General features: G+C 40.5%; 21 protein-coding genes and 1 tRNA gene. 17 read left to right on the top strand and 5 right to left on the bottom strand.

Annotated elements, in window-relative coordinates:
- Window positions 1–377: 377 nt before the first annotated feature.
- Window positions 378–1,478 (bottom strand): glycoside hydrolase family 88/105 protein, encoded by a 1,101-nt coding sequence (locus AQPE_RS05745; RefSeq protein ID WP_318350095.1) that lies wholly within the window; start codon window positions 1,476–1,478, stop codon window positions 378–380.
- A 415-nt stretch (window positions 1,479–1,893) separates the two neighbouring features.
- Between AQPE_RS05745 and hisG the strand changes: the two genes are divergently transcribed.
- From hisG to AQPE_RS05700, 9 genes are all read left to right on the top strand, one after another.
- Complete coding sequence (hisG, locus tag AQPE_RS05740) at window positions 1,894–2,754, top strand: ATP phosphoribosyltransferase (RefSeq protein ID WP_318350094.1); 861 nt, start codon at window positions 1,894–1,896, stop codon at window positions 2,752–2,754.
- Window positions 2,755–2,762: 8 nt separating this feature from the next.
- Window positions 2,763–3,659, top strand: a complete 897-nt coding sequence (locus tag AQPE_RS05735) for a DMT family transporter (RefSeq protein WP_318350093.1) — start codon at window positions 2,763–2,765, stop codon at window positions 3,657–3,659.
- Window positions 3,656–4,948 carry a histidinol dehydrogenase gene (gene hisD / locus AQPE_RS05730; protein WP_318350092.1) on the top strand — a complete coding sequence of 431 codons (1,293 nt, stop codon included), beginning with the start codon at window positions 3,656–3,658 and terminating at the stop codon, window positions 4,946–4,948. Before AQPE_RS05735 ends, hisD begins: the two co-directional genes overlap by 4 nt.
- A gap of 79 nt (window positions 4,949–5,027) precedes the next feature.
- Complete coding sequence (gene hisC / locus AQPE_RS05725; RefSeq protein ID WP_318350091.1) at window positions 5,028–6,059, top strand: histidinol-phosphate transaminase; 1,032 nt, start codon at window positions 5,028–5,030, stop codon at window positions 6,057–6,059.
- 94 nt (window positions 6,060–6,153) lie between these two features.
- On the top strand, window positions 6,154–6,471 hold the full coding sequence (locus AQPE_RS05720) for a four helix bundle protein (protein WP_318350090.1): 318 nt from the start codon (window positions 6,154–6,156) through the stop codon (window positions 6,469–6,471).
- An 84-nt stretch (window positions 6,472–6,555) separates the two neighbouring features.
- Window positions 6,556–7,677, top strand: a complete 1,122-nt coding sequence (gene hisB / locus AQPE_RS05715) for a bifunctional histidinol-phosphatase/imidazoleglycerol-phosphate dehydratase HisB (protein WP_318350089.1) — start codon at window positions 6,556–6,558, stop codon at window positions 7,675–7,677.
- A 59-nt stretch (window positions 7,678–7,736) separates the two neighbouring features.
- Window positions 7,737–8,108: a GxxExxY protein gene (locus AQPE_RS05710; RefSeq protein ID WP_318350088.1), complete on the top strand. Its 372-nt coding sequence runs from the start codon at window positions 7,737–7,739 to the stop codon at window positions 8,106–8,108.
- Window positions 8,109–8,201: 93 nt separating this feature from the next.
- Window positions 8,202–9,074 carry a formyltetrahydrofolate deformylase gene (gene purU, locus AQPE_RS05705; RefSeq protein WP_318350087.1) on the top strand — a complete coding sequence of 291 codons (873 nt, stop codon included), beginning with the start codon at window positions 8,202–8,204 and terminating at the stop codon, window positions 9,072–9,074.
- A gap of 10 nt (window positions 9,075–9,084) precedes the next feature.
- Window positions 9,085–9,621 carry a TlpA family protein disulfide reductase gene (locus AQPE_RS05700; RefSeq protein WP_318350086.1) on the top strand — a complete coding sequence of 179 codons (537 nt, stop codon included), beginning with the start codon at window positions 9,085–9,087 and terminating at the stop codon, window positions 9,619–9,621.
- A gap of 5 nt (window positions 9,622–9,626) precedes the next feature.
- Here the strand turns inward: AQPE_RS05700 and AQPE_RS05695 are convergent.
- Window positions 9,627–9,698 (bottom strand) — tRNA-Glu (locus AQPE_RS05695).
- Window positions 9,699–9,780: 82 nt separating this feature from the next.
- Between AQPE_RS05695 and hisH the strand changes: the two genes are divergently transcribed.
- The 8 genes from hisH (at window position 9,781) to AQPE_RS05655 (ending at window position 17,090) form a co-directional block, all read left to right on the top strand.
- Entirely contained in the window at window positions 9,781–10,383 is a 603-nt protein-coding gene (hisH, locus tag AQPE_RS05690; RefSeq protein ID WP_318350085.1) for an imidazole glycerol phosphate synthase subunit HisH, read from the top strand.
- Between the two features lie 42 nt (window positions 10,384–10,425).
- Window positions 10,426–10,782: a four helix bundle protein gene (locus AQPE_RS05685; protein ID WP_318350084.1), complete on the top strand. Its 357-nt coding sequence runs from the start codon at window positions 10,426–10,428 to the stop codon at window positions 10,780–10,782.
- A gap of 60 nt (window positions 10,783–10,842) precedes the next feature.
- Window positions 10,843–11,571, top strand: coding sequence for a 1-(5-phosphoribosyl)-5-[(5-phosphoribosylamino)methylideneamino]imidazole-4-carboxamide isomerase (gene hisA, locus AQPE_RS05680; RefSeq protein WP_318350083.1), 729 nt, complete (start codon window positions 10,843–10,845; stop codon window positions 11,569–11,571).
- Window positions 11,572–11,671: 100 nt separating this feature from the next.
- The gene (gene hisF, locus AQPE_RS05675; RefSeq protein WP_318350082.1) at window positions 11,672–12,424 is read left to right on the top strand and encodes an imidazole glycerol phosphate synthase subunit HisF; all 753 of its coding nucleotides are present in this window, start codon (window positions 11,672–11,674) and stop codon (window positions 12,422–12,424) included.
- Window positions 12,425–12,438: 14 nt separating this feature from the next.
- On the top strand, window positions 12,439–13,554 hold the full coding sequence (locus AQPE_RS05670) for a PDDEXK nuclease domain-containing protein (RefSeq protein ID WP_318350081.1): 1,116 nt from the start codon (window positions 12,439–12,441) through the stop codon (window positions 13,552–13,554).
- Between the two features lies 1 nt (window position 13,555).
- Entirely contained in the window at window positions 13,556–14,161 is a 606-nt protein-coding gene (hisIE, locus tag AQPE_RS05665) for a bifunctional phosphoribosyl-AMP cyclohydrolase/phosphoribosyl-ATP diphosphatase HisIE (protein ID WP_318350080.1), read from the top strand.
- Window positions 14,162–14,351: 190 nt separating this feature from the next.
- On the top strand, window positions 14,352–16,154 hold the full coding sequence (gene typA, locus AQPE_RS05660; RefSeq protein ID WP_318350079.1) for a translational GTPase TypA: 1,803 nt from the start codon (window positions 14,352–14,354) through the stop codon (window positions 16,152–16,154).
- A 231-nt stretch (window positions 16,155–16,385) separates the two neighbouring features.
- Window positions 16,386–17,090: a hypothetical protein gene (locus AQPE_RS05655; RefSeq protein ID WP_318350078.1), complete on the top strand. Its 705-nt coding sequence runs from the start codon at window positions 16,386–16,388 to the stop codon at window positions 17,088–17,090.
- A gap of 97 nt (window positions 17,091–17,187) precedes the next feature.
- Here AQPE_RS05655 and AQPE_RS05650 read toward each other — a convergent pair whose 3' ends face one another.
- The 3 genes from AQPE_RS05650 to AQPE_RS05640 form a co-directional block, all read right to left on the bottom strand.
- Window positions 17,188–17,778 carry a DUF4494 domain-containing protein gene (locus AQPE_RS05650; RefSeq protein WP_318350077.1) on the bottom strand — a complete coding sequence of 197 codons (591 nt, stop codon included), beginning with the start codon at window positions 17,776–17,778 and terminating at the stop codon, window positions 17,188–17,190.
- A 117-nt stretch (window positions 17,779–17,895) separates the two neighbouring features.
- Entirely contained in the window at window positions 17,896–20,775 is a 2,880-nt protein-coding gene (locus AQPE_RS05645; RefSeq protein ID WP_318350076.1) for a sugar-binding domain-containing protein, read from the bottom strand.
- Between the two features lie 173 nt (window positions 20,776–20,948).
- On the bottom strand, window positions 20,949–22,136 hold the full coding sequence (locus AQPE_RS05640) for an FprA family A-type flavoprotein (RefSeq protein ID WP_318350075.1): 1,188 nt from the start codon (window positions 22,134–22,136) through the stop codon (window positions 20,949–20,951).
- Between the last annotated feature and the right edge of the window lie 42 nt (window positions 22,137–22,178).

Below are 22,178 nucleotides of genomic sequence, written 5' to 3'. Positions count from 1 at the left end.
TTATCTCTAATTTGATAAGGTCAATATAAGTAAAAAGCCGACCCTCTGGCCGGCTTTTCATACCACAAACAAGATCAACCAATCAAACAATAATTGGTCAATAAAAACCTAGCTATTCACATAGCTAATCACGCATTTTTATGATTTTGCTTTCTCTATTAAGAAAGTTATCAGTCATATTTTATTCCTTTTAGAAGTTTACGACCCTTTTATTATCGGATCAATACTTACAATCAAATAAGCGTCTGAATGACGTTTACTTTCATGTTTATTGCAAAGAAACTATATTTTTTATCATTTCATAAAATATTCATTCATAAAAAAGATGAATATTTCAATCATTTCACATTTATTAACTTCCTGATTGATTTTGAAGTTTATTTCTTCAGTTTTATAACTTCACTCCCGGCTAAAAGGAAAGCTCCGGTACCATAAACCTCCCAACTGTCAGCCGAGAAATTCTTTTTGGGATCAGCACCAATTGGCTGACACCAACCTACGTGCCCATCAGATTGGATAAGTGAATTCATTCCTTTCCATGCTTTCTGTACTACCTGAAGATATTTATCCTTACTCAACAATCCATTATTGATTCCCCACGCAAGAGCAAAAGTGTAAAATCCGGAGCCACTGGCTTCACCACCTGGGTATGAGGCAGGGTCAAGTAAGCTGGCTCTCCAAAGCCCGTCTTCTTGTTGAAGGCTGGCGACTTTTTCAGCCATTTCTTTGTACACTTGTTCGTAAAACGAACGTTCTTTGTAGTCTTTGGGGAGTTCGTTCAGGAGTAAAGCTAATCCGCCCATCACCCAACCATTTCCTCTCGACCAAAATATCTTTTTCCCATTGGCTTCGTGGCGATCCGAAGCATCACCCTTAATTACATAGCCTAAATCCCGGGCAAAAAGATGCTCTTCTTTATCGTAAAGCAGGTTGTAAGTCTCGTGGAACAACTCATCGCTTTTCTCCATGTATTTTTTGTCGCCGGTTGTCATCGATAATTTAACTAAGGCAGGTGGTGCCATAAAGAGCGCGTCGCACCACCACCATGTAATTTTTTCAATTCCTTTAACAGGGAATGGTGTTACCAGAAATTTATCCATGTTTTCAATAAATGGCTGGATCATTGACCTGTCTTTTTTGATGCGGAACATATCAATATAGGTCTGGCAAATCGCGATATCATCGGCATGTTGAAGACGTGGTCCGGGTTTCCAGTGGTTAGCTTCGCCCATTTTGTTCATGGCATCCAGCAGTTTGGTGTCGCCAGTAGTTTGATATGCTGCAGAAACCCCAGCGTAAAAAGCGCCATTGGTCCAGTCCCACAATTCGTGTTTCGGGTTAGCAAATTGCCACATAGCGGCTTTAATCATTGCTTTTTTTATTTCTTTAGGCTTAAAACATTTATCGGCCTGATTTTTTGAGAAAACTGACATGCCAACAAGCACAAATGCAAGTACAAGAGAAAGTGTTTTTTTCATATTAGATTTATTTAAGTTTAGTTTTTGCAATCGATTGTACAAACATACAAATTCATTTTGTATTGCTGTAAGGTTTCCGAAAATAGTAACTTCAAAAATCTTTTCAGTTATAAATTGAAAAGATTTTTGTTACTAATCCGAATCTCTGATATTTTAGTTTTGTCAACATTTAATATTAATTAAAAGTAAACTCAGAAAAACTGCAATTAAAAAACTTGTTTTCCTATCAGATTATAATTATAATTGCACCAGTTAAAATAATGAAATGAGCAAAGCGATCAAACATTACGGCCATCATCATGTGATTCTATCATTAGGTAGGCAGTAATTGTTTTGATGTTTTTCAAAAAGATATTAACCCAATAAGAAGGCTTACCAATATGGTAGGCCTTTTTTGTTTAAACTAAAATACGAAATGGAAGGACTTTTAAAAATTGCCGTACAAACCAAAGGAAGGCTCAACGAAGACTCGATACGGTTGATTGATGAAGCAGGAATTAAACTTCCCCTTAGTTCCCGGAAGCTAATCTCGACTGCTACCAATTTCCCGATGGAAGCGTTATTCCTGCGCGACGATGATATTCCGCAGGCTGTTGCAATGGGAGTTGCCGATATTGGTGTCGTTGGTGAAAATGAAATGCTCGAAAAGAAGGAAAATGTGGTTGTTGCAAAACGCCTCGGATTCAGTAAATGCAGACTTTCTTTGGCTATTCCAAAGGATGATGTTTACAATGGAGTTGAGTATTTCAACGGCAAAAAGATTGCTACTTCATATCCTGAAATTCTGAAAGGTTTCTTTACTGAAAAAAATATAACTGCCGAAATCCATGTGATCAACGGTTCTGTCGAAATTGCTCCCGGAATCGGATTGGCCGATGCTATTTTCGACATTGTAAGTTCAGGAAGCACTTTGGTAAGCAACCGTTTGAAAGAAGTTGAAGTGGTTATAAAATCGGAAGCAGTTTTAATTGCAAACCCTAATCTTTCAGAAGCGAAACAAAATATTCTGAACGAATTGATCTTTCGTATGGAATCTGTTCAGCGTGCCGAAAAGAAAAAATACATTTTGCTGAATGCGCCAAACGATAAATTGGCTGAAATCGAATCGTATCTTCCCGGAATGAAAAGTCCAACCGTGATGCCATTGGCAGAAGAAGGCTGGAGCTCGGTTCATTCTGTAATCGATGAAAAAGATTTTTGGGAAATAATCGGCAAACTTAAAAGTGCCGGGGCTACTGGCATTTTGGTCATTCCTATCGAAAAAATGATTTTTTAAACCACTAAATGAAACTCAGACAAATTCTATATTTTGTTATTCCGTGTTTCATCTGGGGATCAACCTGGTTTGCCATCAAATTTCAATTGGGTCAAGTCGATCCGTTGGTTTCGGTGGCGTACCGTTTCCTGATTGCAGGATTGCTGTTGATGGTTTTCAGCCTCATCCGGAAGCTAAATTTGCGATTTACCTTGCGCGAACACTTGCTGATGCTCCTTCAGGGAATGATTTTGTTTGGGTTTAACTACTGGCTGGTTTATCTGGCCGAAACGAATTTGGCCAGCGGAATAGTTGCCATTATTTTTTCGTTTTCCATTTTCACCAATATCTTTTTCAACTATTTGCTCCTGAATGGAAAAATCAGGAAAGAAGTAATGGCAGGCGCTGTTCTTGGAATTGGTGGCACATTCCTGATTTTTAATCATGAATTAGGGAGTGCTGAGCAGATTTCAATCGGGTATCAAGCGTTGTTGTTTTGCTTCGGGTCAATTGTTTTGGCATCGTTGGGTAACATTCTTTCCAAATACAATCAGTCCCGAAAGTTACCTGTTATTCAGACTAATGCTTTTGGAATGACTTATGGAAGTCTCACAATGATGCTGATGGTTCCTCTTTCAGGAAGAAGTTTTTCGTTTGATGTGTCATTTCCATATATTGCCTCGCTGTTTTACCTGGCGATTTTTGGTTCAATAGTCGCATTTACATTATACCTGAAGTTGGTAGGCGATATTGGCCCTGATCGTGCCGGATACACCACCTTGGTGGCTCCTGTAATTGCATTGATAATCTCTTCGTTTTTCGAAAATTACCAATGGGGAATGGTTGCCGTATTTGGAGTTATCCTGTTATTTGCCGGAAATATTTTGGCTCTGAAAATGAAGCCACTAAAAACAACTAGAGAATGAAAACTTATATTAATCCACAACGAATGAGATGGGAGGAGATGCTGAAACGTCCGTTGTTCAGCGTCACCGAATTGCGCGATCAGGTGCAGGTCATATTAACCGAAATCAGGACCAGTGGAATACATGCTTTGCGGAAATACACCGAAAAATTTGATGGTGTGTTCATCAGTACTTTGGCTGTTTCTCCTGAAGAAGTTGAAGAAGCATGCAATTTAGTTGATTCAAACCTTAAGGAAGCAATTACTATCGCTGCCGGAAATATCCAAAAATTTCACGAATCGCAGGTGCCTCAAACCAAACGGATTGAAACAACTTCAGGAGTAACTTGCTGGCAAAAGGCAGTGGCCATCGATAAAGTTGGACTGTATGTTCCAGGCGGATCGGCTCCGCTATTTTCAACCGTGTTGATGCTTGCCATTCCGGCTAAGATTGCCGGTTGCAAAGAAATTGTATTGTGTACGCCTCCCGATAAAGATGGGAAAATTAATCCAGCCATTTTGTTTGCAGCTCAATTGGTTGGGGTTACCAAAATATTTAAACTCGGTGGAGTTCAGGCGATAGGAGCAATGGCTTATGGAATTGATTGTGTTCCAAAAGTGAATAAGATTTTCGGTCCCGGAAACCAATATGTAATGGCTGCCAAGCAATTGGTGAGTATTAGCGACGTTGCCATTGATATGCCTGCCGGTCCTTCAGAAGTTGCTGTAATGGCTGATACTACTGCCAATCCGGCTTTCATCGCTGCCGATTTGCTTTCTCAGGCAGAGCACGGCCCCGATAGCCAGGTGGTATTGGTGACTAACGATCATTCGCTGATTGAAAAAGTTGTTCTTGAATTGACCAGTCAACTTAATCAATTGCCACGCCAGTCAATTGCAGAAAAAGCGCTGGCGAACAGTCAGTCCGTGGTTTTGGACAAGGTTGAAGACATGATTGATCTGATTAATGGATATGCGCCTGAACATTTAATCATTGCCATGGAAAATTATGCTGAAGTGGCTGAACAAATTACGAATGCAGGTTCAGTCTTCCTCGGAAATTACACCCCTGAAAGTGCTGGTGATTATGCTTCAGGAACCAACCATACCTTGCCAACTAACGGTTGGGCACGTTCGTTCAGCGGCGTAAATCTCGACAGTTACATCAAGAAAATTACCTTTCAGGAAATTACTCCGGAAGGAATTCAACGGCTTGGACCAGTCATTGAGACCATGGCTGCCGCCGAGCTACTCGATGCTCACAAAAATGCGGTGACACTGCGATTGAACGAATTAAATGATAAAAAATAACCACAATAGACACATAGGACACAATAGAAATATTTAAACTATGTGTTCTATGTGCCTATGTGGTTCAAAAAATAAATACATGAATTTAGACAAATTACTTCGCAACAACATAAAGGCGCTAAAACCTTATTCATCCGCCCGCGACGAGTTTTCGGGTGAGGCTGAGGTTTTTCTTGATGCCAACGAAAACCCGTTCAACGCGCCATACAACCGTTATCCCGATCCGCTGCAATGGGCTGTTAAAAAGAAAATAGCAGAATTAAAAAGCATTGCTCCTGAAAAGATTTTTCTGGGCAACGGTAGCGACGAACCGATCGATATTATTTTCCGTGCATTTTGTGAGCCAGGAGTTGATAACATGGTTTCGATCGATCCAACTTATGGCATGTACCAGGTTGCTGCCGACATCAACAATGTTGAAGTCCGCAAGGTAAAACTCAATGAAGACTTTGGGTTCAGTGCGCAAAAGTTGTTGGATGCTTCCAACCTTTATACCAAAGCCATTTTCGTTTGTTCTCCCAACAATCCAACCGCTAATCTGTTGGATAAAGTCGAAATCGTTAAACTTCTGACTGAGTTTGATGGTTTGGTTGTAGTTGACGAAGCTTACATCGATTTTTCTCCGGAGCGCAGTTTGTTGCCCGAATTGGACAACTACGAAAACCTGATCATTTTGCAGACCTTCTCGAAGGCATGGGGAATGGCCGGAATCCGCCTCGGAATGGCTTTTGCACAGCCTGAAATCATTCGTGTTTTTAACAAGGTCAAATATCCATACAACATCAATATCCTGACACAACAAAAAGCCTTGGAGTTGTTGGATAATTCTCAGGAAAAAGAAGAATGGGTGAAAACGATTGTGGATGAACGGTCTAAAATGGTGAAAAAGTTATTTAAATTGTCCTTTGTGCAGGTTGTATATCCATCGGATGCCAACTTTATACTGGTTAAAATGCACGATGCACGTGGCATTTACGAGTACCTGACTGAGCAAAAAATCATTGTTCGCGACCGTTCAAAAATTGCACTTTGTGACGATTGTCTGCGCATTACAATTGGCTCGCCGAAAGAAAATAAGAAGCTTAGAAAAGCGCTGAAAGAGCTGATTTGAAATAAGAAACAACGAATAAGAAACAAGAAACAACGAAGTTGCCGTTCAACATTTCTTATTTTTTGTTCGATATTCGATATTTAAATTTTACGACATGGAAGAAAGACGGTTTGACCTTGAAGATCGCTTGATTGATTTTGCTTTACGGATTGATGAAATTGTTGAATCTTTACCGAATACAAAACTTGGTAATCACATCGGGAACCAATTAATTCGTTGTGGAACTGCACCAGCATTGAACTATGGCGAGGCGCAATCAGCAGAATCTACGAATGATTTCATTCATAAATTGAAAATAATATTGAAAAAACCTCTCTTAAAACCTGAGAGAATGACAGATATTATTCAAGAGAACAATGAATTAATTGCCATTTTTCTGAAAAGTATAGAAACAGCAAAAAAGAAAAAATAAGAAACACCAAATAAGGAATAAGGAACTTCGAAGTGCTCGTTTTACATTTCTTATTTCTTGTTCGATATTCGATATTTATATATTATGAAAAAAGCCCTTTTTATCGACCGCGACGGAACACTGATTTTCGAGACAGAAGATGAACAGATTGATTCACTCGAAAAACTGGAATATTTGCCAAAAGTATTCAGGAATATGCATTTTATTGCCAAAAACCTGTCGTACGAATTAGTGATGGTGACCAATCAGGATGGTTTAGGAACAGCGAGTTTTCCAGAGGAAACATTCTGGCCGGTTCACAACAAGATTCTCAACGCCTTTAAAAAGGAGGGTGTTGTTTTCGACGACATTTTGATCGACCGTCACTTTCCGGCGGATAACGCACCAACCCGCAAACCAGGGACTGGCATGATGGGAAAATACATGGATGGTAGTTACGATCTGGCTAATAGTTTCGTAATTGGTGACCGATTGACAGATATACAACTTGCGAAGAACCTTGGAGCAAAAGGAATTCTGATTAACGATGGCTCGTTGGCAAATGAACTTCAGGAAAAGGGATTGGCCGAATTTTGTGCCTTGATTACAACCGATTGGGATGAGATTTATTCCAAAGTTGCAGCTCCTGATCGTACTGCGGTAGTTATCCGGAGCACCAAAGAAACCAAAATCAGGGTTGAACTGAATCTGGACGGAACAGGTAAAGGAAATATTCACACCGGACTTGGATTTTTTGATCACATGCTCGATCAGATTGCCCGCCATTCAGGAGTTGATTTAAAAATTCAAGTGGACGGCGACCTGAATGTTGACGAACATCATACCATTGAAGATACTGGTCTTGCCCTTGGCGAAGCTTTTAAACTGGCTTTAGGCGACAAACGTGGCGTTGAACGCTATGGCTATTGCCTGCCAATGGACGATTGTCTGGCTCAGGTAGCCATCGATTTTGGTGGTCGTCCGTGGATTGTTTGGAATGCCGAATTCAAGCGCGAAAAAGTGGGCGACACGCCAACAGAAATGTTCTTTCATTTCTTCAAATCATTTTCTGATACTGCTTTGGCAAACCTGAACATTCAGGCTGAAGGAACCAACGAACACCATAAAATTGAAGGCATTTTCAAAGCATTGGCTCGTGCTGTAAAGATGGCCATCCGGAAAGATGTGTTTAACTTCGAATTACCAACAACCAAGGGAACACTATAATCACAAAGGAACAAAGGGTTTTCACGAAGGACACGAAGTAGATATCCAACAACAGAAATATGGATCGCGAAGAAATTTTCAAGAAAGTACTCGATTGTGCTTTCGAAGTGCACACGAACCTGGGACCTGGGTTGCTTGAAAGTGTTTATGAAGAATGTCTTTTTATCGAATTGCAGATGGTCGGTCTGAATGTTGAAAAACAAAAGCATCTTCCTCTGATTTATAAAGGGTTGAAATTGGGAAGCCACTTACGATTGGATATTTTGGTGGAAAATAAGATTATTGTAGAATTGAAGGCAGTTGAAGAATTAACAGATGTTCATTTGGCTCAGACCTTGACATATCTGAAATTATCAGGGTGCAAACTTGGACTTTTAGTGAACTTCAATGTAACACATTTAAAGAACGGAATTAAACGAGTTATTTTATAGCACGCAGGATACATGGGAACATGAAGGATATAAAAGAAAACATTGTGTCCTTTGTGGAAAACCTTTGAGTCCTTTGTGTTTAAACCAACAAATATGACAATAGATACAAGTAAATCAACCGCAATTCTGCTCATTCACTGTCCCGATCAGCAGGGGCTTCTGGCATTGGTAACTGAGTTTATTAATACCAATAATGGGAATATTTTGTATCTCGATCAGCATGTAGATCGTGAAGAAAAACTGTTTTACATGCGTGTAGAGTGGGATTTAGCGAATTTCAATATCCCGAAAAATAAAATAGCCGACTATTTTGCAACGCTTATTGGTCAGAAAAATCAAATGACCTTTGAACTCCATTTTTCGGAAGAAAAGCCTCGAATGGCCATCTTTGTCTCGAAGATGTCGCATTGCCTGTTCGATCTTCTGGCCCGATATACTTCAGGAGAATGGAACGTGGAAATTCCTGTGATCATCAGCAATCATCCGGATATGGCCGATGTAGCCCGGAGGTTCGATATTGAATATCACGTTTTCCCGGTGACAAAAGACAATAAAGAAGAACTGGAAGCTCAGGAAATTGCTTTGATGGAAAAGCATAAAATCGATTTTATTGTGTTGGCACGATACATGCAAATCATCAGCGACGAATTTATTACCCATTTTCCTAACCGGATTATTAACATTCATCACTCGTTTTTGCCGGCATTTGTTGGTGCAAAACCTTATCACGCTGCATACAAACGCGGAGTAAAAATTATTGGTGCAACAAGCCATTATGTAACAACAGAACTTGATGCTGGCCCAATTATTAAGCAGGAAGTTGCTCATGTTAGCCACAAAGACATGGTTGACGACCTGATTGCAAAAGGCCGTGATCTGGAAAAAATCGTTCTTTCAAAGGCCGTGAACAAGCACATCGAACGAAAAATTTTGGTTTACAACAATCGAACAGTTGTCTTTAGTTAAATATTATGCCATGAAAAAAATTATTCTACTACTCATGATTGGATTAAGTTATTCAGGAGCCTTTGCTCAATCACCAGCAAAGGAAATTCCTGCTGATTACGCCTACATCGTTAAAGTTGGGCAGCAAATTCCTGATTTCAGTATGATCACAACTGATGGGAAAACTGTTCAAACAGCCGATTTGAAAGGCAAAGTGGTGATGCTTCAGTTTACTGCCAGTTGGTGTGGAGTATGCCGGAAGGAGATGCCGCACATCGAAGCCGATATCTGGAGAAAATACAAGGACAATCCAAATTTTGCTTTGTTCGGAATTGATCTGGATGAACCAGTTGAAAAAGTAAAGACATTTGCCAAGCAGATTCCTGTCACTTACCCGTTGGCGCTTGACCCGAAAGGTGGTATCTTTTATCAGTTTGCTGAAAAAGGTGCTGGTGTTACCCGAAATGTGATTGTTGATAAAACTGGTAAAATTGTTTTTATGACAAGGTTGTATAAAGAAGAGGAGTTTCAGGAAATGAAGAAAGTAATTGCTGAGCTTCTAAAATAGAATTGTAGCGCGTAGCAGAATCGAACTGCCATCTCCGGATTGAGAAACCGGTTTCCTAACCGTTAGAAGAACGCGCCGGATTTGAATTTCTTCAGATAAAGGTACAACAACAAAGCTATTGTTGTCATCGAATTGATCAGAAAAATATAGAATAACAATATGAATATTGTCATTATTAAATACAACGCGGGAAACATCGAATCTGTCAACAATGCCTTGCAGCGACTTGGCGTGAATGCTGAAATCACAGGTGACCACGAAAAGATTAAGACCGCCGATAAAGTGATTTTTCCGGGAGTGGGAGAGGCCAGTACTACAATGGCTTACCTGAAGAAAGAAGGTCTGGATAAACTGATTCCTGAGCTGAAACAACCAGTTCTTGGAATTTGCCTGGGGTTGCAATTGATGTGTAGCCATTCGGAAGAAGGCAATACGCCATGTTTGGGTATTTTCGATGAGCAAGTCAAACGGTTTATTCCAGAATCAGGGATGGAATTCGTCACCAAGGTTCCGCACATGGGTTGGAATACTATCACCGATCTGAAAAGTGACATTTTCGATCCATCGCTCGAGAACCAATTTGTCTATTTTGTCCATTCGTATTATGCCGCAGTGGGTGAACATACCGCTGCCGTATGTAATTACATCAATCCTTTCAGCGCTGCCTTGCACCGCGATAATTTTTATGCCACACAGTTTCATCCTGAAAAAAGCGGAACTGTAGGAGCGAGGATTTTGGAGAATTTTTTGAAAATCAAGTAACAAAGTACCAAAGCGGCAAAGTACCAAAGCAAAAGACAAAGAATGAAGACATATACTGAATTATTTGTATGGCAGAAATCGATGGAGATTGTCACAGTCATTTATAGAGAAACTCGTAATTTCCCTAAAGAAGAGGTTTATGGACTAACAAGTCAAATACGTCGCTGTGCAGTCTCAATTCCTTCAAATATTGCTGAAGGTTTTGGTCGAAAATCGCAACAAGATTTTATTCGCTTTTTGAAAATTTCAATGGGTTCCTTATTTGAATTGCAAACACAATTAAGGATTGCCAGGAATCTTGAATACATTGAAGAAGGCAAGTTTAATACTGTATTTGAAGAAACCAGAGAAATTGAGAGGATGCTTTCAGCATTTATCCAATCAATAACTGATAAATAATATTGAGATACTTTGGTACTTAGGTGCCTTGTCTCTCTGTAACTTAAGTTTGAATCTAAAATGATTACAATTATACCTGCCATTGATTTAATCGATGCGAAATGCGTTCGTTTGTCGCAAGGCGATTACAACCAGAAAACTGTTTACAACGAGAATCCGCTCGAAGTAGCTAAAATGTTTGAGGATGCCGGAATCACCCGTTTGCACCTGGTAGATCTGGATGGCGCAAAAGCCAAGCACATTGTCAATTATAAAGTGCTTGAATTGATTGCCTCGAAAACGAATCTGATCATCGACTTTGGCGGCGGATTGAAATCGGACGAAGATTTGCGCATTGCGTTCGAATGCGGTGCAAAAATGGTTACCGGCGGAAGTATTGCGGTAAAAGATCGTGAGACTTTCCTGCATTGGATTGAAACTTACGGTGCAGAGAAAATTATTCTCGGAGCCGATGCAAAAGACAAAATGATCGCCGTGAGTGGCTGGCAGGAAGTTTCAGAATTATCCATTCTCGATTTCATTGAAAGTTATACCAGCAAAGGCATTCGGCAGGTTATTTCAACCGACATTGCCCGCGACGGCATGTTAACTGGTCCAAGCATCGATTTGTATAAAGAAATCAGGAACAAATTTCCAAGCCTTGGACTCATTGCCAGCGGCGGCATCGCCACCATGAAAGATATTTATGAGCTCGACGAATTGGGTATTCCTGGAGTAATTACCGGCAAAGCGATTTACGAAAATCGGATTAGCTTGGAAGAGATTAGCAAATTTATTCTGACGAAATGAAACACAAAGAACGCAAAGGAAAAAGCACAAAGGACACAATGAAATAATCTTGGTGTCCTTCGTGAAAAACTTAGTACCCATTGTGGTTAAACAAACGATCATGTTAGCAAAACGAATTATACCATGCCTGGATATTAAAGACGGTCAGACTGTTAAAGGCATCAATTTTGTGAATATTAAAAGCGTGGGCGACCCGGTTGAACTGGGCGCTATGTATGCCGAGCAGGGAGCCGACGAACTGGTTTTTCTCGACATTACCGCCACACACGAAGGCCGCAAAACCTTTGTTGAACTGGTCAGGCGAATTGCCCGCGAAATAAACATCCCGTTTACCGTTGGTGGCGGAATCAGCGAGTTGAAAGATGCCGAGGATTTATTGAGTGCCGGAGCCGATAAAATCAGTATCAACTCATCAGCAGTTCGCAATCCGAAATTGATCGACGATCTGGCGCTGAATTTTGGTAGCCAGTTTGTGGTTTTAGCCATCGATGCCCGGGGTGAAAATGATTATTGGACGGTGACAGTGAATGGCGGCCGCATTCCGACAGACAAAGAACTGTTCTCATGGGCCAAAGAAGGCGAAAGTCGCGGTGCGGGCGAAATCCTGTTTACCTCGATGAACCACGATGGAACCAAGGCTGGTTTTGCCAACAAGCAACTGGCTAAAATGGCCGATATGTTGCGGATTCCAATCATCGCTTCCGGAGGAGCCGGAAACATGGACCATTTTGTGGATGTGTTTACAGAAGGGAAAGCCGACGCAGGATTGGCGGCAAGCATTTTTCACTACAAGGAAATTGCCATACCTGATTTAAAAAGTTATTTAAGGTCGAAGGGAATTGTTGTTCGGTAAAACTCTGCTTATCTTTGAATATTAAATACTTTAATTCATTTATGCTGCCTGAAGATCTCCATTTATTCGAATCAGTTAAATATGTTCTGGATTCGGCTTTCCGAAATATTTATCGGGTTGCCAATACAAACATTGTTGCGGCTTATTGGGAGATTGGCCGTCTGATTGTTGATGATGAGCAGAAAGGTGCTACCAGAGCCGACTATGGCAAGCAGATTCTGAAAGAACTTTCGGAGAAACTTACCTCAGAATATGGCCGGGGCTATTCGGTAACCAACCTTAAATATTTCAGACAGTTTTTTCTTGTATTTCCTGATCTTTTTGTTCCCAATCTATTGTCGGATAATAATGTACAAATTCGCCAGACACTGTCTGACCAATTGAGCTGGTCGCATTATTCGCTGCTGATGAGGGTTGAAAATCAAAATGCCCGTGAATTTTACAAGAAGGAATCTGCCATTCAAAACTGGAGTGTACGTGCGCTCGACAGGCAAATCAGCACGATGTATTATGAGCGGATTATTTCGAGCCGGGATCAACGTCAGGTGAAAGAAGAAGCTGAACAGAGCATCCGACTATTGGTTGAATCGCCGCGCGATTTTATTAAAGATCCTTATATTCTGGAATTCCTGAAGTTGAAACCTGAAGTTTCTTATCTGGAGAAAACACTCGAAAGTGCGTTGATCGAAAACCTACATTCGTTTATTCTGGAACTTGGACGTGGGTTTGCTTTTGTTTCGCGCCAATATCATTTGAATGTCGATGCCGACCATTATTATATAGATCTGGTTTTCTACAATTATATCCTGAAGTGTTTTGTGCTGATTGATTTAAAAGTTGGCAAACTTACACATCAGGATGTGGGGCAGATGGATATGTACGTGAGGCTATTTGAAGAGAAAGTGCGTCAGCCCGACGACAATCCAACTATAGGCATTATTTTGTGTTCGCAGCAAAGCGAGTCGGTGGTTAAATATTCGGTTTTGGCCGAAAGTAAACAACTATTCTCATCAAAATATAAGCTTTATCTTCCTACTGAAGACGAACTTAAAACCGAGCTGGAGCGAGACCGAATTCATATTGAAAACCAGCTTCAGGAACAATTTGTAAAATATCAAACTAAAAAATAAAATGGAAAATACACAATTAGATTTCACTAAGCTGAACGGCCTGATCCCGGCTGTTATTCAGGATAATACAACCAACGTGGTGCTGATGTTAGGTTTTATGAACGAAGAAGCTGTGGCCAAAACAGAAGAAACCGGTCAGGTTACGTTTTTTAGCCGTACCAAAAACCGGTTGTGGACCAAAGGCGAAGAATCAGGCAATTTTCTGAATGTAGTTTCTATTGCAGCCGATTGCGATAATGATACGCTTTTGATCAAGGTAAATCCGGTTGGGCCAGTTTGCCATACCGGCGACGACACTTGCTGGGGCGAAACGAACGAAGAAAGCGACATTCAGTTTCTGGAATATCTTCAGGATTTTATTGACCAACGGAAACAGGAAATGCCAGATGGTTCGTACACCACTTCGCTGTTTCAGAAGGGAACACGCAAAATTGCCCAGAAAGTGGGAGAGGAAGCTGTTGAAACCATTATTGGAGCGATGGCTGATGACGATGAAAATTTTATTTACGAAGGTGCCGATTTGCTGTATCATCTCATTGTTTTGCTGTCGCATAAAGGTTACCGGATTGAAGATTTGGCTCGCGAATTGAAGAAACGGCACAAATAATTGCCGGTCAAACGAATAATTCAAGCCTGAGAAAACGGAGGATTCAGTAAAGAAAGTCCTCCGTTTTTGCATTTTAATGCACCTAAATTGTTAAAATAGTAGTATTTACATAAACTTAACCTCCAACAAGCCGTAAAACCAATTTTGATTGGATTATTCGGCTATCTTTGCGCCTTCATTTTTGGAACCTATGCAGAAGATTAGAAACATTGCGATTATTGCCCACGTTGACCACGGGAAGACCACATTGGTCGACAAGATGATTTACTATTGTAACATCATGAAAGAACACGAGAAGAAACAAGAGTTGATTCTCGACAACAACGATTTGGAACGCGAGAGAGGAATTACCATTCTTGCGAAGAACGTATCTGTAATTTACAAGGATATTAAAATCAATATCATAGATACTCCTGGTCACGCCGACTTTGGTGGTGAAGTTGAGCGGGTACTGAACATGGCCGATGGTGTTTTGTTGCTTGTGGATGCTTTTGAAGGCACCATGCCACAAACCCGGTTTGTATTGTCAAAAGCTTTGGCTTTAGGCCTGAAACCGATTGTTGTGGTGAATAAAGTTGACAAACCAAACTGTCGTCCTGAAGAAGTTCACGAACAGGTTTTCGACCTGATGTACAGTTTGAATGCAACTGAAGACCAGTTAAGTTTTCCTACCGTTTACGGATCGGCCAAACAAGGTTGGATGTCAGACGACTGGAAAGTGCCGACTGACAACATTGAGGCTTTGTTGAATTCAATTATTGAATTTATACCTGGTCCGGTTGATAATCCGGGAACACCGCAGGTGTTGATTACTTCATTGGACTACTCTTCATACGTTGGTCGTATTGCCATTGGTCGTATTCACCGTGGAGAGATCAAAGAAGGAATGAACGTTTCGCTTGTAAAACGAGATGGTTCAATTAAAAAAACAAAAGTAAAAGAACTTCATACGTTTACCGGATTGGGTCGTCAGAAAGTTGACCAGATGATTTCGGGCGACATTTGTGCAATGGTCGGAATTGAAGGTTTCGATATTGGCGATACCGTTTGCGACTGGGAAAACCCGGAACCCCTGGAACCAATTGCTGTAGATGAGCCAACCATGAGTATGACTTTCATGATTAACAACTCACCTTTCTACGGAAAAGAAGGTAAATATGTGACTTCGCGCCACTTGAAAGACCGTCTGGAAAAGGAATTGGAAAAGAACCTCGCATTGCGCGTTATGCCTACTGATTCTGCTGATTCGTATATTGTTTATGGACGTGGTGTGCTGCATTTATCTGTATTGATTGAAACCATGCGACGCGAAGGATACGAACTGCAGGTTGGCCAGCCACAGGTTTTGTACAAAGAAATTGATGGCGAAAAGTGTGAGCCAATTGAAGAAATGCATGTGGATGTGCCTGAGGAATATTCAGGTAAAGTAGTTGAAATGGCTTCGCAGCGTAAAGGCGAAATGCAAACCATGGAGCGCAAAGGCGATCGCATTCATCTCGAATTCATTATTCCATCTCGTGGAATCATTGGTATGCGTACCAATATGCTTACTGCTACTGCCGGAGAAGCTGTTATGAACCATCGTTTTATTGAATATCAGCCTTACAAAGGGCCGATTGATATCCGGAACAACGGATCATTGGTTGCTCTTGAAACCGGAACTGCATTTGCTTATTCAATCAGTAAACTTTCGGATCGAGGATCTTTCTTTATTGATCCGGCCCAGGAAATATACGAAGGACAAGTAATTGGAGAAAATACCCGCGCTGACGATTTGACCATCAATGTGACCAAACCCAAAAAGTTAACCAATATGCGTGCTTCGGGTACTGATGAAAAAATGAGGTTGATTACCCCAATTCGATTCAGTTTGGAAGAAGCTTTGGAATACATCAAAAGCGACGAATTGGTTGAGGTTACACCATTGTCTATTCGGATGCGGAAAATCTTTTTGAAAGAACATGATCGTAAAAGATTGGCAAAGAACAGCTAATTTATTAACGACTTTCATATAGAATATTTTGAGACCCCTGATCGGTAATTTACTGATCAGGGGTTCTTGTTTTTTTTGAAATCTTCCCATATTGTTTCCGAATCAGATAAAATTAAAGGGTCAGTTTGTTTAACAACATAAGTGATTATAAATTAAGCACCAAGCATATCCTTTCGGCATTTTTTTTCGTATGTTATTATTGATAATTCAACTTACTTAAAACCTGCGATTATGAATGTCATATCAACTTGCCTTACCGGAACTGCAACTATTCTGACGTGCAGAAAAATCGCTCAATCATTTAGCGAGAACATCTACGAACTCTCCTCTGTCCGGCGAAATTGGTCGCCTGATTATGCCAAAAACCTGAAGGGTAGAATTGATGCAATCATGAACCACTATTTCACGCATGAATCGTTGTCCGGCCATTTGGAAATGCATGGTCAGTTTTATGAACTGATGATTGCTGCATTGAAAGATGTAAGCGTGTTTCGAGCCGAACTAAAAGTTGATTTTAAAACTGATAAAGCTTTTCTGAATGAAACTTTTGATACACTTGGATATGTTGATTATTTCAGTGATGCCAAGAATGGAGATCTTTTCAGCTTGTACAAGATGATGTCTACCTTCAAACGAAACATGACTCCAGGATTACAACAGATCATCCTTGCAAGAGGCATCGACAAAAATCTGTTGAATCGCTTAATGAATTACAAAGAAAAATTGGTTGATCTGAAGAATTGCTTTGATATCTCTCATGGAAAAGACCAATTGGCTGATGATTTGAAACAGGAATTAAATGTTGTTTATTCAGAAGTAAAAGACATCTGCCGCATTGCCAATGTTTACTATGAATTTGATCCGGTGCAGCGCGAGAAATTTACGTTCTACCGGGTAATGATTAATTTGAAGAAATCAGCTTTGGAACCGGCATAATTAAACCTGAATGTAACCTGCCGGATGAAATTATGGGCATTGTTGGTTGCTAACAACCGGCAATGCCCATTTTATATTTTATTCCGGAATCAGCGAATTATTCCTGATCGTCATCCGTTTCTTCTTCCTCGATTTCATCTTCCTCTTCTTCGTCAGCCGAATAAACTACCTCTTCGTCCAGATCTTCATCTTCAAAGACAGGTTTTTTTGTCACCTGAGCCAATGGTTTCAGGTTCGACGGAATTGGCTTGTTCACATTGTCCTCGAAATAGGGGAATACATCAACGATATTGCAAATAGCCAGTGAAGTGGTTTGGTAAGGAACCAAAATGTACGAAAGTCCTTCTTCCAGGCGTTGCAGAGCCTGTTTGATGTCGTCTGCAGCAACTAGAAAATAATTATTGATTTTCTTCTCTTTACCCGCTTTCTCGTCGATGGTGACAATGCCGATTTTAGCCTTATACCACCATTCTCCGTTTTCGTGTGGATATATTTCAACGATATTCGATTTTTTAATGTTATCGACAATAAATTCACCCCGAACCATCGTTGACACATTCTGAATGATACGTGTTTCAGCATCAGTAAACGTGACCGCGTCAACCAGATATACTTCGCTTACTTTACGCTCGCGGCCATCATCGTCTATTTTTACATATTTTACTTTGCACTCGAACCAGGTTTGCATACTTTAATTTTAAATTTTTCGATCTGCAAAGATATTTTCTCAGACCGGATTTCCATCGGGAAACAAGAATAGTTTCGCACATTTTCAATCATTTTTTGGACAGGAAAGTTATTCAGGCTATTGATAAGATATGTTTTTTACGCCTGAAATGTTTTGAGTTTTCACCTTGGTTTTAAACAATGAAACAAGTTCTGTCTCAGAAATAGATGTTTGCGGCTTAAACTGATCCGATTCCAGATAGCTCAGGATGCTGCTGTAAAACTGTCGGCCTTCAGGTTTATCCTGAATTTTAGCGAGATCGGCCATACAAACCAACACTTTCCCTTTTCCAACAGCAAATTCGAAAACTAGCCCAAGTTTATGGTTGCGTTCAATATTATCGACTACCTGAACGATTGGGCGATAGCTGGCTTCTGTTTTATCCAGAATAAATGGCCGGCTGTTTTTTACGATCGACCACCATTGCCAATTTGAATAAAACTCGGTTGGAAAATCTTTGAAAAGTGGATGTTCCGGATTGGTTAATATTGACAATGTCCCAGGAGATACAGGTTTCTTAGCCCATTCTGAGATTCCTTTAAACATCCGGTAATTCCAGTAGTCCGGAGTAAATAAACCACCAACAGTCAAATCCTTAACGGTTTCATGATCGGGAATCAGCAGAACGGTCTGCCCATTTTCAAGTGATCTCAATGTTTTTTTATCCAACTCACTCGAAATCATTACGCCGGAAGGTACTGTAGTATTTGGTTTCTCGGGATAAACCCACAGCGAATAGGTGTTTTTATAGGCTGTACCGGGTAAACTTATCGTCAGTGAAAGTTTTTGTGCTGATTGGATGGTTTTGAGATCAATGTTTAACTTACTTACATCAGTTAGTTTGCCTTGCGAAATAGTAGTTGTTACTTCATTTTGATCAATTATTTCGCCTTGTGAATTCTTCAGCTCCCATTTTACCGTTTGATTTTTCAATTCAATTGCTGAATAGTTGGCAACCTGAATTTGGCCGGTTAAAGTCTCGGCATTGGTCCAGCAATATTTTTCCATCAGGAAAAGTGGAACTACCTGATTGCAAAATTCACGAAAAGCTTCCGGTGTAATCAGTCCTTTGCTATCCATAAACGCATCGAGCAGGCCAACCAATGCAGTTCCCTGCCCCGGGAAATCCTGAAGGTCGAGCAATTGGAATCCACCAAATCCGGGAGTTCGAAGCGCGATTTCAATGTCAGCACGATAGCAAATGGCACTCAGCGCTCCCGATGCTTTGAAAAAATCAAGTGCCTGATCGCTCAGATGATTTTGTTCCAGTCGTTTGCGGAAGATTTCAAGATTCCAGGGCTTGAGCACACCTGTATATTTTTTCAGTTCATCGTAGTTAGGGTAAATCTGGTATTGAGCAATTTCGTGACCGATAACCGGAACTGTCGATTTGGAAATTGCATTCTGATAATTAGTAGTGGTTGAAGGATATTCGCCATTAATAATTCCGCCCTGATAAGCGTCGGCAAACGAAAATGAAGCTCTGACATGCGATGAAAAAGTGCTGTCTTTTTCTGCTCCGACCCGGCAGGTAACCAGGTAATCTTCACCTTCAACCTGTCCTTTCCAGCCCAGGTAGTTGTTTGATCCGAACGAAAAAAGATGGCGTTCGTCAGTTTGTCTGAAATGCTTTACAAAATCCTGCATCACAGTCAAATCTCCGGATAATTCGTTTCCAAGCGAAAACATGACAAAAGATGCGCTATTGCCATAGGTTTCTGAGATGTGGTCTCCTTCTTTCAGCAGAAAATCATTCAACTCATTATTTTTTTGATCCATTCCGCCCCAGTATGGCAATTCGGGCGACAAGTAAATTCCTTCGATATCAGCAGCTTTAAAAGCTGCCATTGGCGGTGTCCAGGTATGAAAACGATAGTGGTTTATTCCATAGGTTTTTGCAATCTTGAAGACTCGAATCCAACTTTCGGTATCCATAGGCGGATGACCGGTTAACGGAAAAACGCAGGCGTCATGTTTTCCGCGCAAAAAGGTTTTAGTTCCGTTTATTGCAAATTGTGTTCCATCTGTTTTGAATTGGCGCAAACCAAAATCAACCTGACAATTGTCGATGACTCCGTTATTTTCAAGAGAAATACTTAATTTGTATAAAGTCGGTGAAAATTCAGACCAAAAGGCTGCATCGTTCCCAAATTCGTAATTGAGATCAACCGAATTTTCGCCTTGGGTCAATTTTACCTGAAATGATTTCGATTTAAGATTTTTTGGCGAATCGCAATTCCATGTACTTGCAGCGATTTGTATGTTTGCCTCTTTCAATTGTTCGTCAGGATTTACAATCAGAAGCTTGATAATTGCTTTTTTATTTTCAGTGTCCGGATAAATTTGGACATTTTGGAGGTGAGTAACCGATGATGCTTCGAGCTGAAATTCGCCAATAATCCCGTTCCAGTTGGTTTGGGTATGTTCTGTCATCGCGTGGGCGCCATAAACACCCTTGGGCAAGGCATTGGGGCCATTGTCAACCAGAATGGTGATTCGATGATTTCCGGGCAAAAGTGCAGCCGATAAGTCATATTCCTGAGGAGTTAGCAAGTTGTTGTTTGATCCGATCCATGTTTCATCAACCCAAATCTGTGTCGGCTTGGTGCGTTCCATTTTCAGTCGGATAGATTTACCTTTCCAGTCTTCAGGAATTGAAACAGTCTTTTGATACCACGCCATTCCATCATACATCAATTCGCGCGACAAACGCATGGTTTCCTGCCTGTTTTTATTCGGGATGCCTTTGTGGTTTTCGTCCATTGTTCCTGGAAGTTGCACCGAATCGGGGAGGATATGAGCAAACCATTTTTCCTGAATTCCAATTCCTGAAGAATCCATGGCAAATTGCCATATCCCGTTTAAATCAAGTGTCTTTCTGGAAGGTTTGTATTTGGCTTCCTGACAGGAAAAAAGGAAAAGTATTAAACTCAGGATGGCCGTAACTCGTTGAATCATTTGGTTAGTTTTTGATTATTCGAACACAATATAATGAAAAATAGACGGACAAGTTGGATTTCTCACTTACTGAAACCGTTTGAAAGTGTGACAAAAATGATTTTGCATAGAGCGGGCAAAAAAAAGGCAACCAACTATTTCGTTGATTGCCTTTTCAGTGTGTATTTCATGGGTTATGCCAATATCTTGTCAGCAATGGCATTTGCAAGATCAACGTACCTGCTAAAATGATCGGGTTTCATGGCACCTTTTTCTTCCAACGGTTGGCCAACTACTTCCCATTTAATTTCTTCGGCGAATTTTTCAAGGTTTTTAACCCCGCCTCCGTTCCAGCTAAACGAACCAAAAATACCAAGCAGGTGGTCTTTTATTCCCATATGCTTGATAGTAGTCAGTAAAGTTTCAACTGTTGGAAACATTGCATTGTTGTAGGCTGCACTACCTAAAATCAGTGCTTTATACTTGAAAATATCACTTATAATGAATGACGGATGGGTTTTGGAAGAGTCGTAGACCCGAATATTTTTAATACCTCTTACGGCGAGCTGGCGAGCAATAATTTCGGCCATTTTAGCAGTATTGCCATACATTGAACCATAAACGATAACTGCTCCCGGTTCGGTCTGGTACGTGCTTAATTTTTCGTATTTATCCAGTATGAAATCAATGTGCGAGCGCCAGATCATACCATGCGTGGCAGCTATCATTTTAATTTCGTACTTGGCAATTTTTTTCAAGGCACGCTGGGTGTGGGCACAATATTTACCTACAATGTTCGAAAAATACCTGACAATTTCTTCATCGTATTGCGTATAATCCAGTTCATCGTCAAAAATTCCACCATCCAGCGTTCCGTAGCTTCCACAGGCATCGCCAGTAAAGAGAATTTTATTGGTCGATTCGAAGGTCACCATGGTTTCAGGCCAGTGTACCATAGGGATTGTGGTAAACTGTAAATTGGTTTTACCCAGCGACAATTCTGAATCGTCATATACCTCAATGTTTTGCTGAGTCACCTGATAAAAATTCTGGGCCATTTCAAAGGTCTTTTTATTTCCAACAAGTGTAATGTTCGGATACTTTGAAATAACGGCTTTCAACGCTCCGGAATGATCGGGTTCCATGTGGTTGATGATGAGGTAATCCACCGGGCGGCCTTCAGTCAGGACTTCAATCTGATCGAGATAATCGTCGATATACGAACGTTCGACGGTATCGATCAACGCAATTTTTTCGTCAACAATGAGATACGAATTGTATGAAACTCCTTTTGGAATGGGCCAGATGTTCTCAAAAAGGTGGGTTTTACGATCATTAAACCCTACGTAATAAATATTCTCGGCTAAATTAACCCTATGCATATTGAAATATTTAGACTTGTTTTATTGTACAGCGAAAATAAA

Origin of the sequence: Aquipluma nitroreducens (assembly GCF_009689585.1) — a bacterium.
In the GTDB taxonomy this organism is placed as follows: domain Bacteria; phylum Bacteroidota; class Bacteroidia; order Bacteroidales; family Prolixibacteraceae; genus Aquipluma; species Aquipluma nitroreducens.
The sequence above is the reverse complement of the archived record's forward strand: the minus strand, read 5'-3'. Positions and strand labels throughout refer to the sequence as shown.

Bases quoted from the DNA above. Each gene is read 5' to 3' on its own strand.
- AQPE_RS05655 (WP_318350078.1), top strand. From the start codon at position 16,386: ATGAATGTCATATCAACTTGCCTTACCGGAACTGCAACTATTCTGACG.
- AQPE_RS05645 (WP_318350076.1), bottom strand. From the start codon at position 20,775: ATGATTCAACGAGTTACGGCCATCCTGAGTTTAATACTTTTCCTTTTT.
- typA (WP_318350079.1), top strand. From the start codon at position 14,352: ATGCAGAAGATTAGAAACATTGCGATTATTGCCCACGTTGACCACGGG.
- hisG (WP_318350094.1), top strand. From the start codon at position 1,894: ATGGAAGGACTTTTAAAAATTGCCGTACAAACCAAAGGAAGGCTCAAC.
- AQPE_RS05700 (WP_318350086.1), top strand. From the start codon at position 9,085: ATGAAAAAAATTATTCTACTACTCATGATTGGATTAAGTTATTCAGGA.
- AQPE_RS05745 (WP_318350095.1), bottom strand. From the start codon at position 1,478: ATGAAAAAAACACTTTCTCTTGTACTTGCATTTGTGCTTGTTGGCATG.
- hisC (WP_318350091.1), top strand. From the start codon at position 5,028: ATGAATTTAGACAAATTACTTCGCAACAACATAAAGGCGCTAAAACCT.
- AQPE_RS05720 (WP_318350090.1), top strand. From the start codon at position 6,154: ATGGAAGAAAGACGGTTTGACCTTGAAGATCGCTTGATTGATTTTGCT.
- AQPE_RS05735 (WP_318350093.1), top strand. From the start codon at position 2,763: ATGAAACTCAGACAAATTCTATATTTTGTTATTCCGTGTTTCATCTGG.
- AQPE_RS05710 (WP_318350088.1), top strand. From the start codon at position 7,737: ATGGATCGCGAAGAAATTTTCAAGAAAGTACTCGATTGTGCTTTCGAA.
- AQPE_RS05685 (WP_318350084.1), top strand. From the start codon at position 10,426: ATGAAGACATATACTGAATTATTTGTATGGCAGAAATCGATGGAGATT.
- hisA (WP_318350083.1), top strand. From the start codon at position 10,843: ATGATTACAATTATACCTGCCATTGATTTAATCGATGCGAAATGCGTT.
- hisB (WP_318350089.1), top strand. From the start codon at position 6,556: ATGAAAAAAGCCCTTTTTATCGACCGCGACGGAACACTGATTTTCGAG.
- AQPE_RS05650 (WP_318350077.1), bottom strand. From the start codon at position 17,778: ATGCAAACCTGGTTCGAGTGCAAAGTAAAATATGTAAAAATAGACGAT.
- purU (WP_318350087.1), top strand. From the start codon at position 8,202: ATGACAATAGATACAAGTAAATCAACCGCAATTCTGCTCATTCACTGT.
- AQPE_RS05640 (WP_318350075.1), bottom strand. From the start codon at position 22,136: ATGCATAGGGTTAATTTAGCCGAGAATATTTATTACGTAGGGTTTAAT.
- hisIE (WP_318350080.1), top strand. From the start codon at position 13,556: ATGGAAAATACACAATTAGATTTCACTAAGCTGAACGGCCTGATCCCG.
- hisD (WP_318350092.1), top strand. From the start codon at position 3,656: ATGAAAACTTATATTAATCCACAACGAATGAGATGGGAGGAGATGCTG.
- hisH (WP_318350085.1), top strand. From the start codon at position 9,781: ATGAATATTGTCATTATTAAATACAACGCGGGAAACATCGAATCTGTC.
- hisF (WP_318350082.1), top strand. From the start codon at position 11,672: ATGTTAGCAAAACGAATTATACCATGCCTGGATATTAAAGACGGTCAG.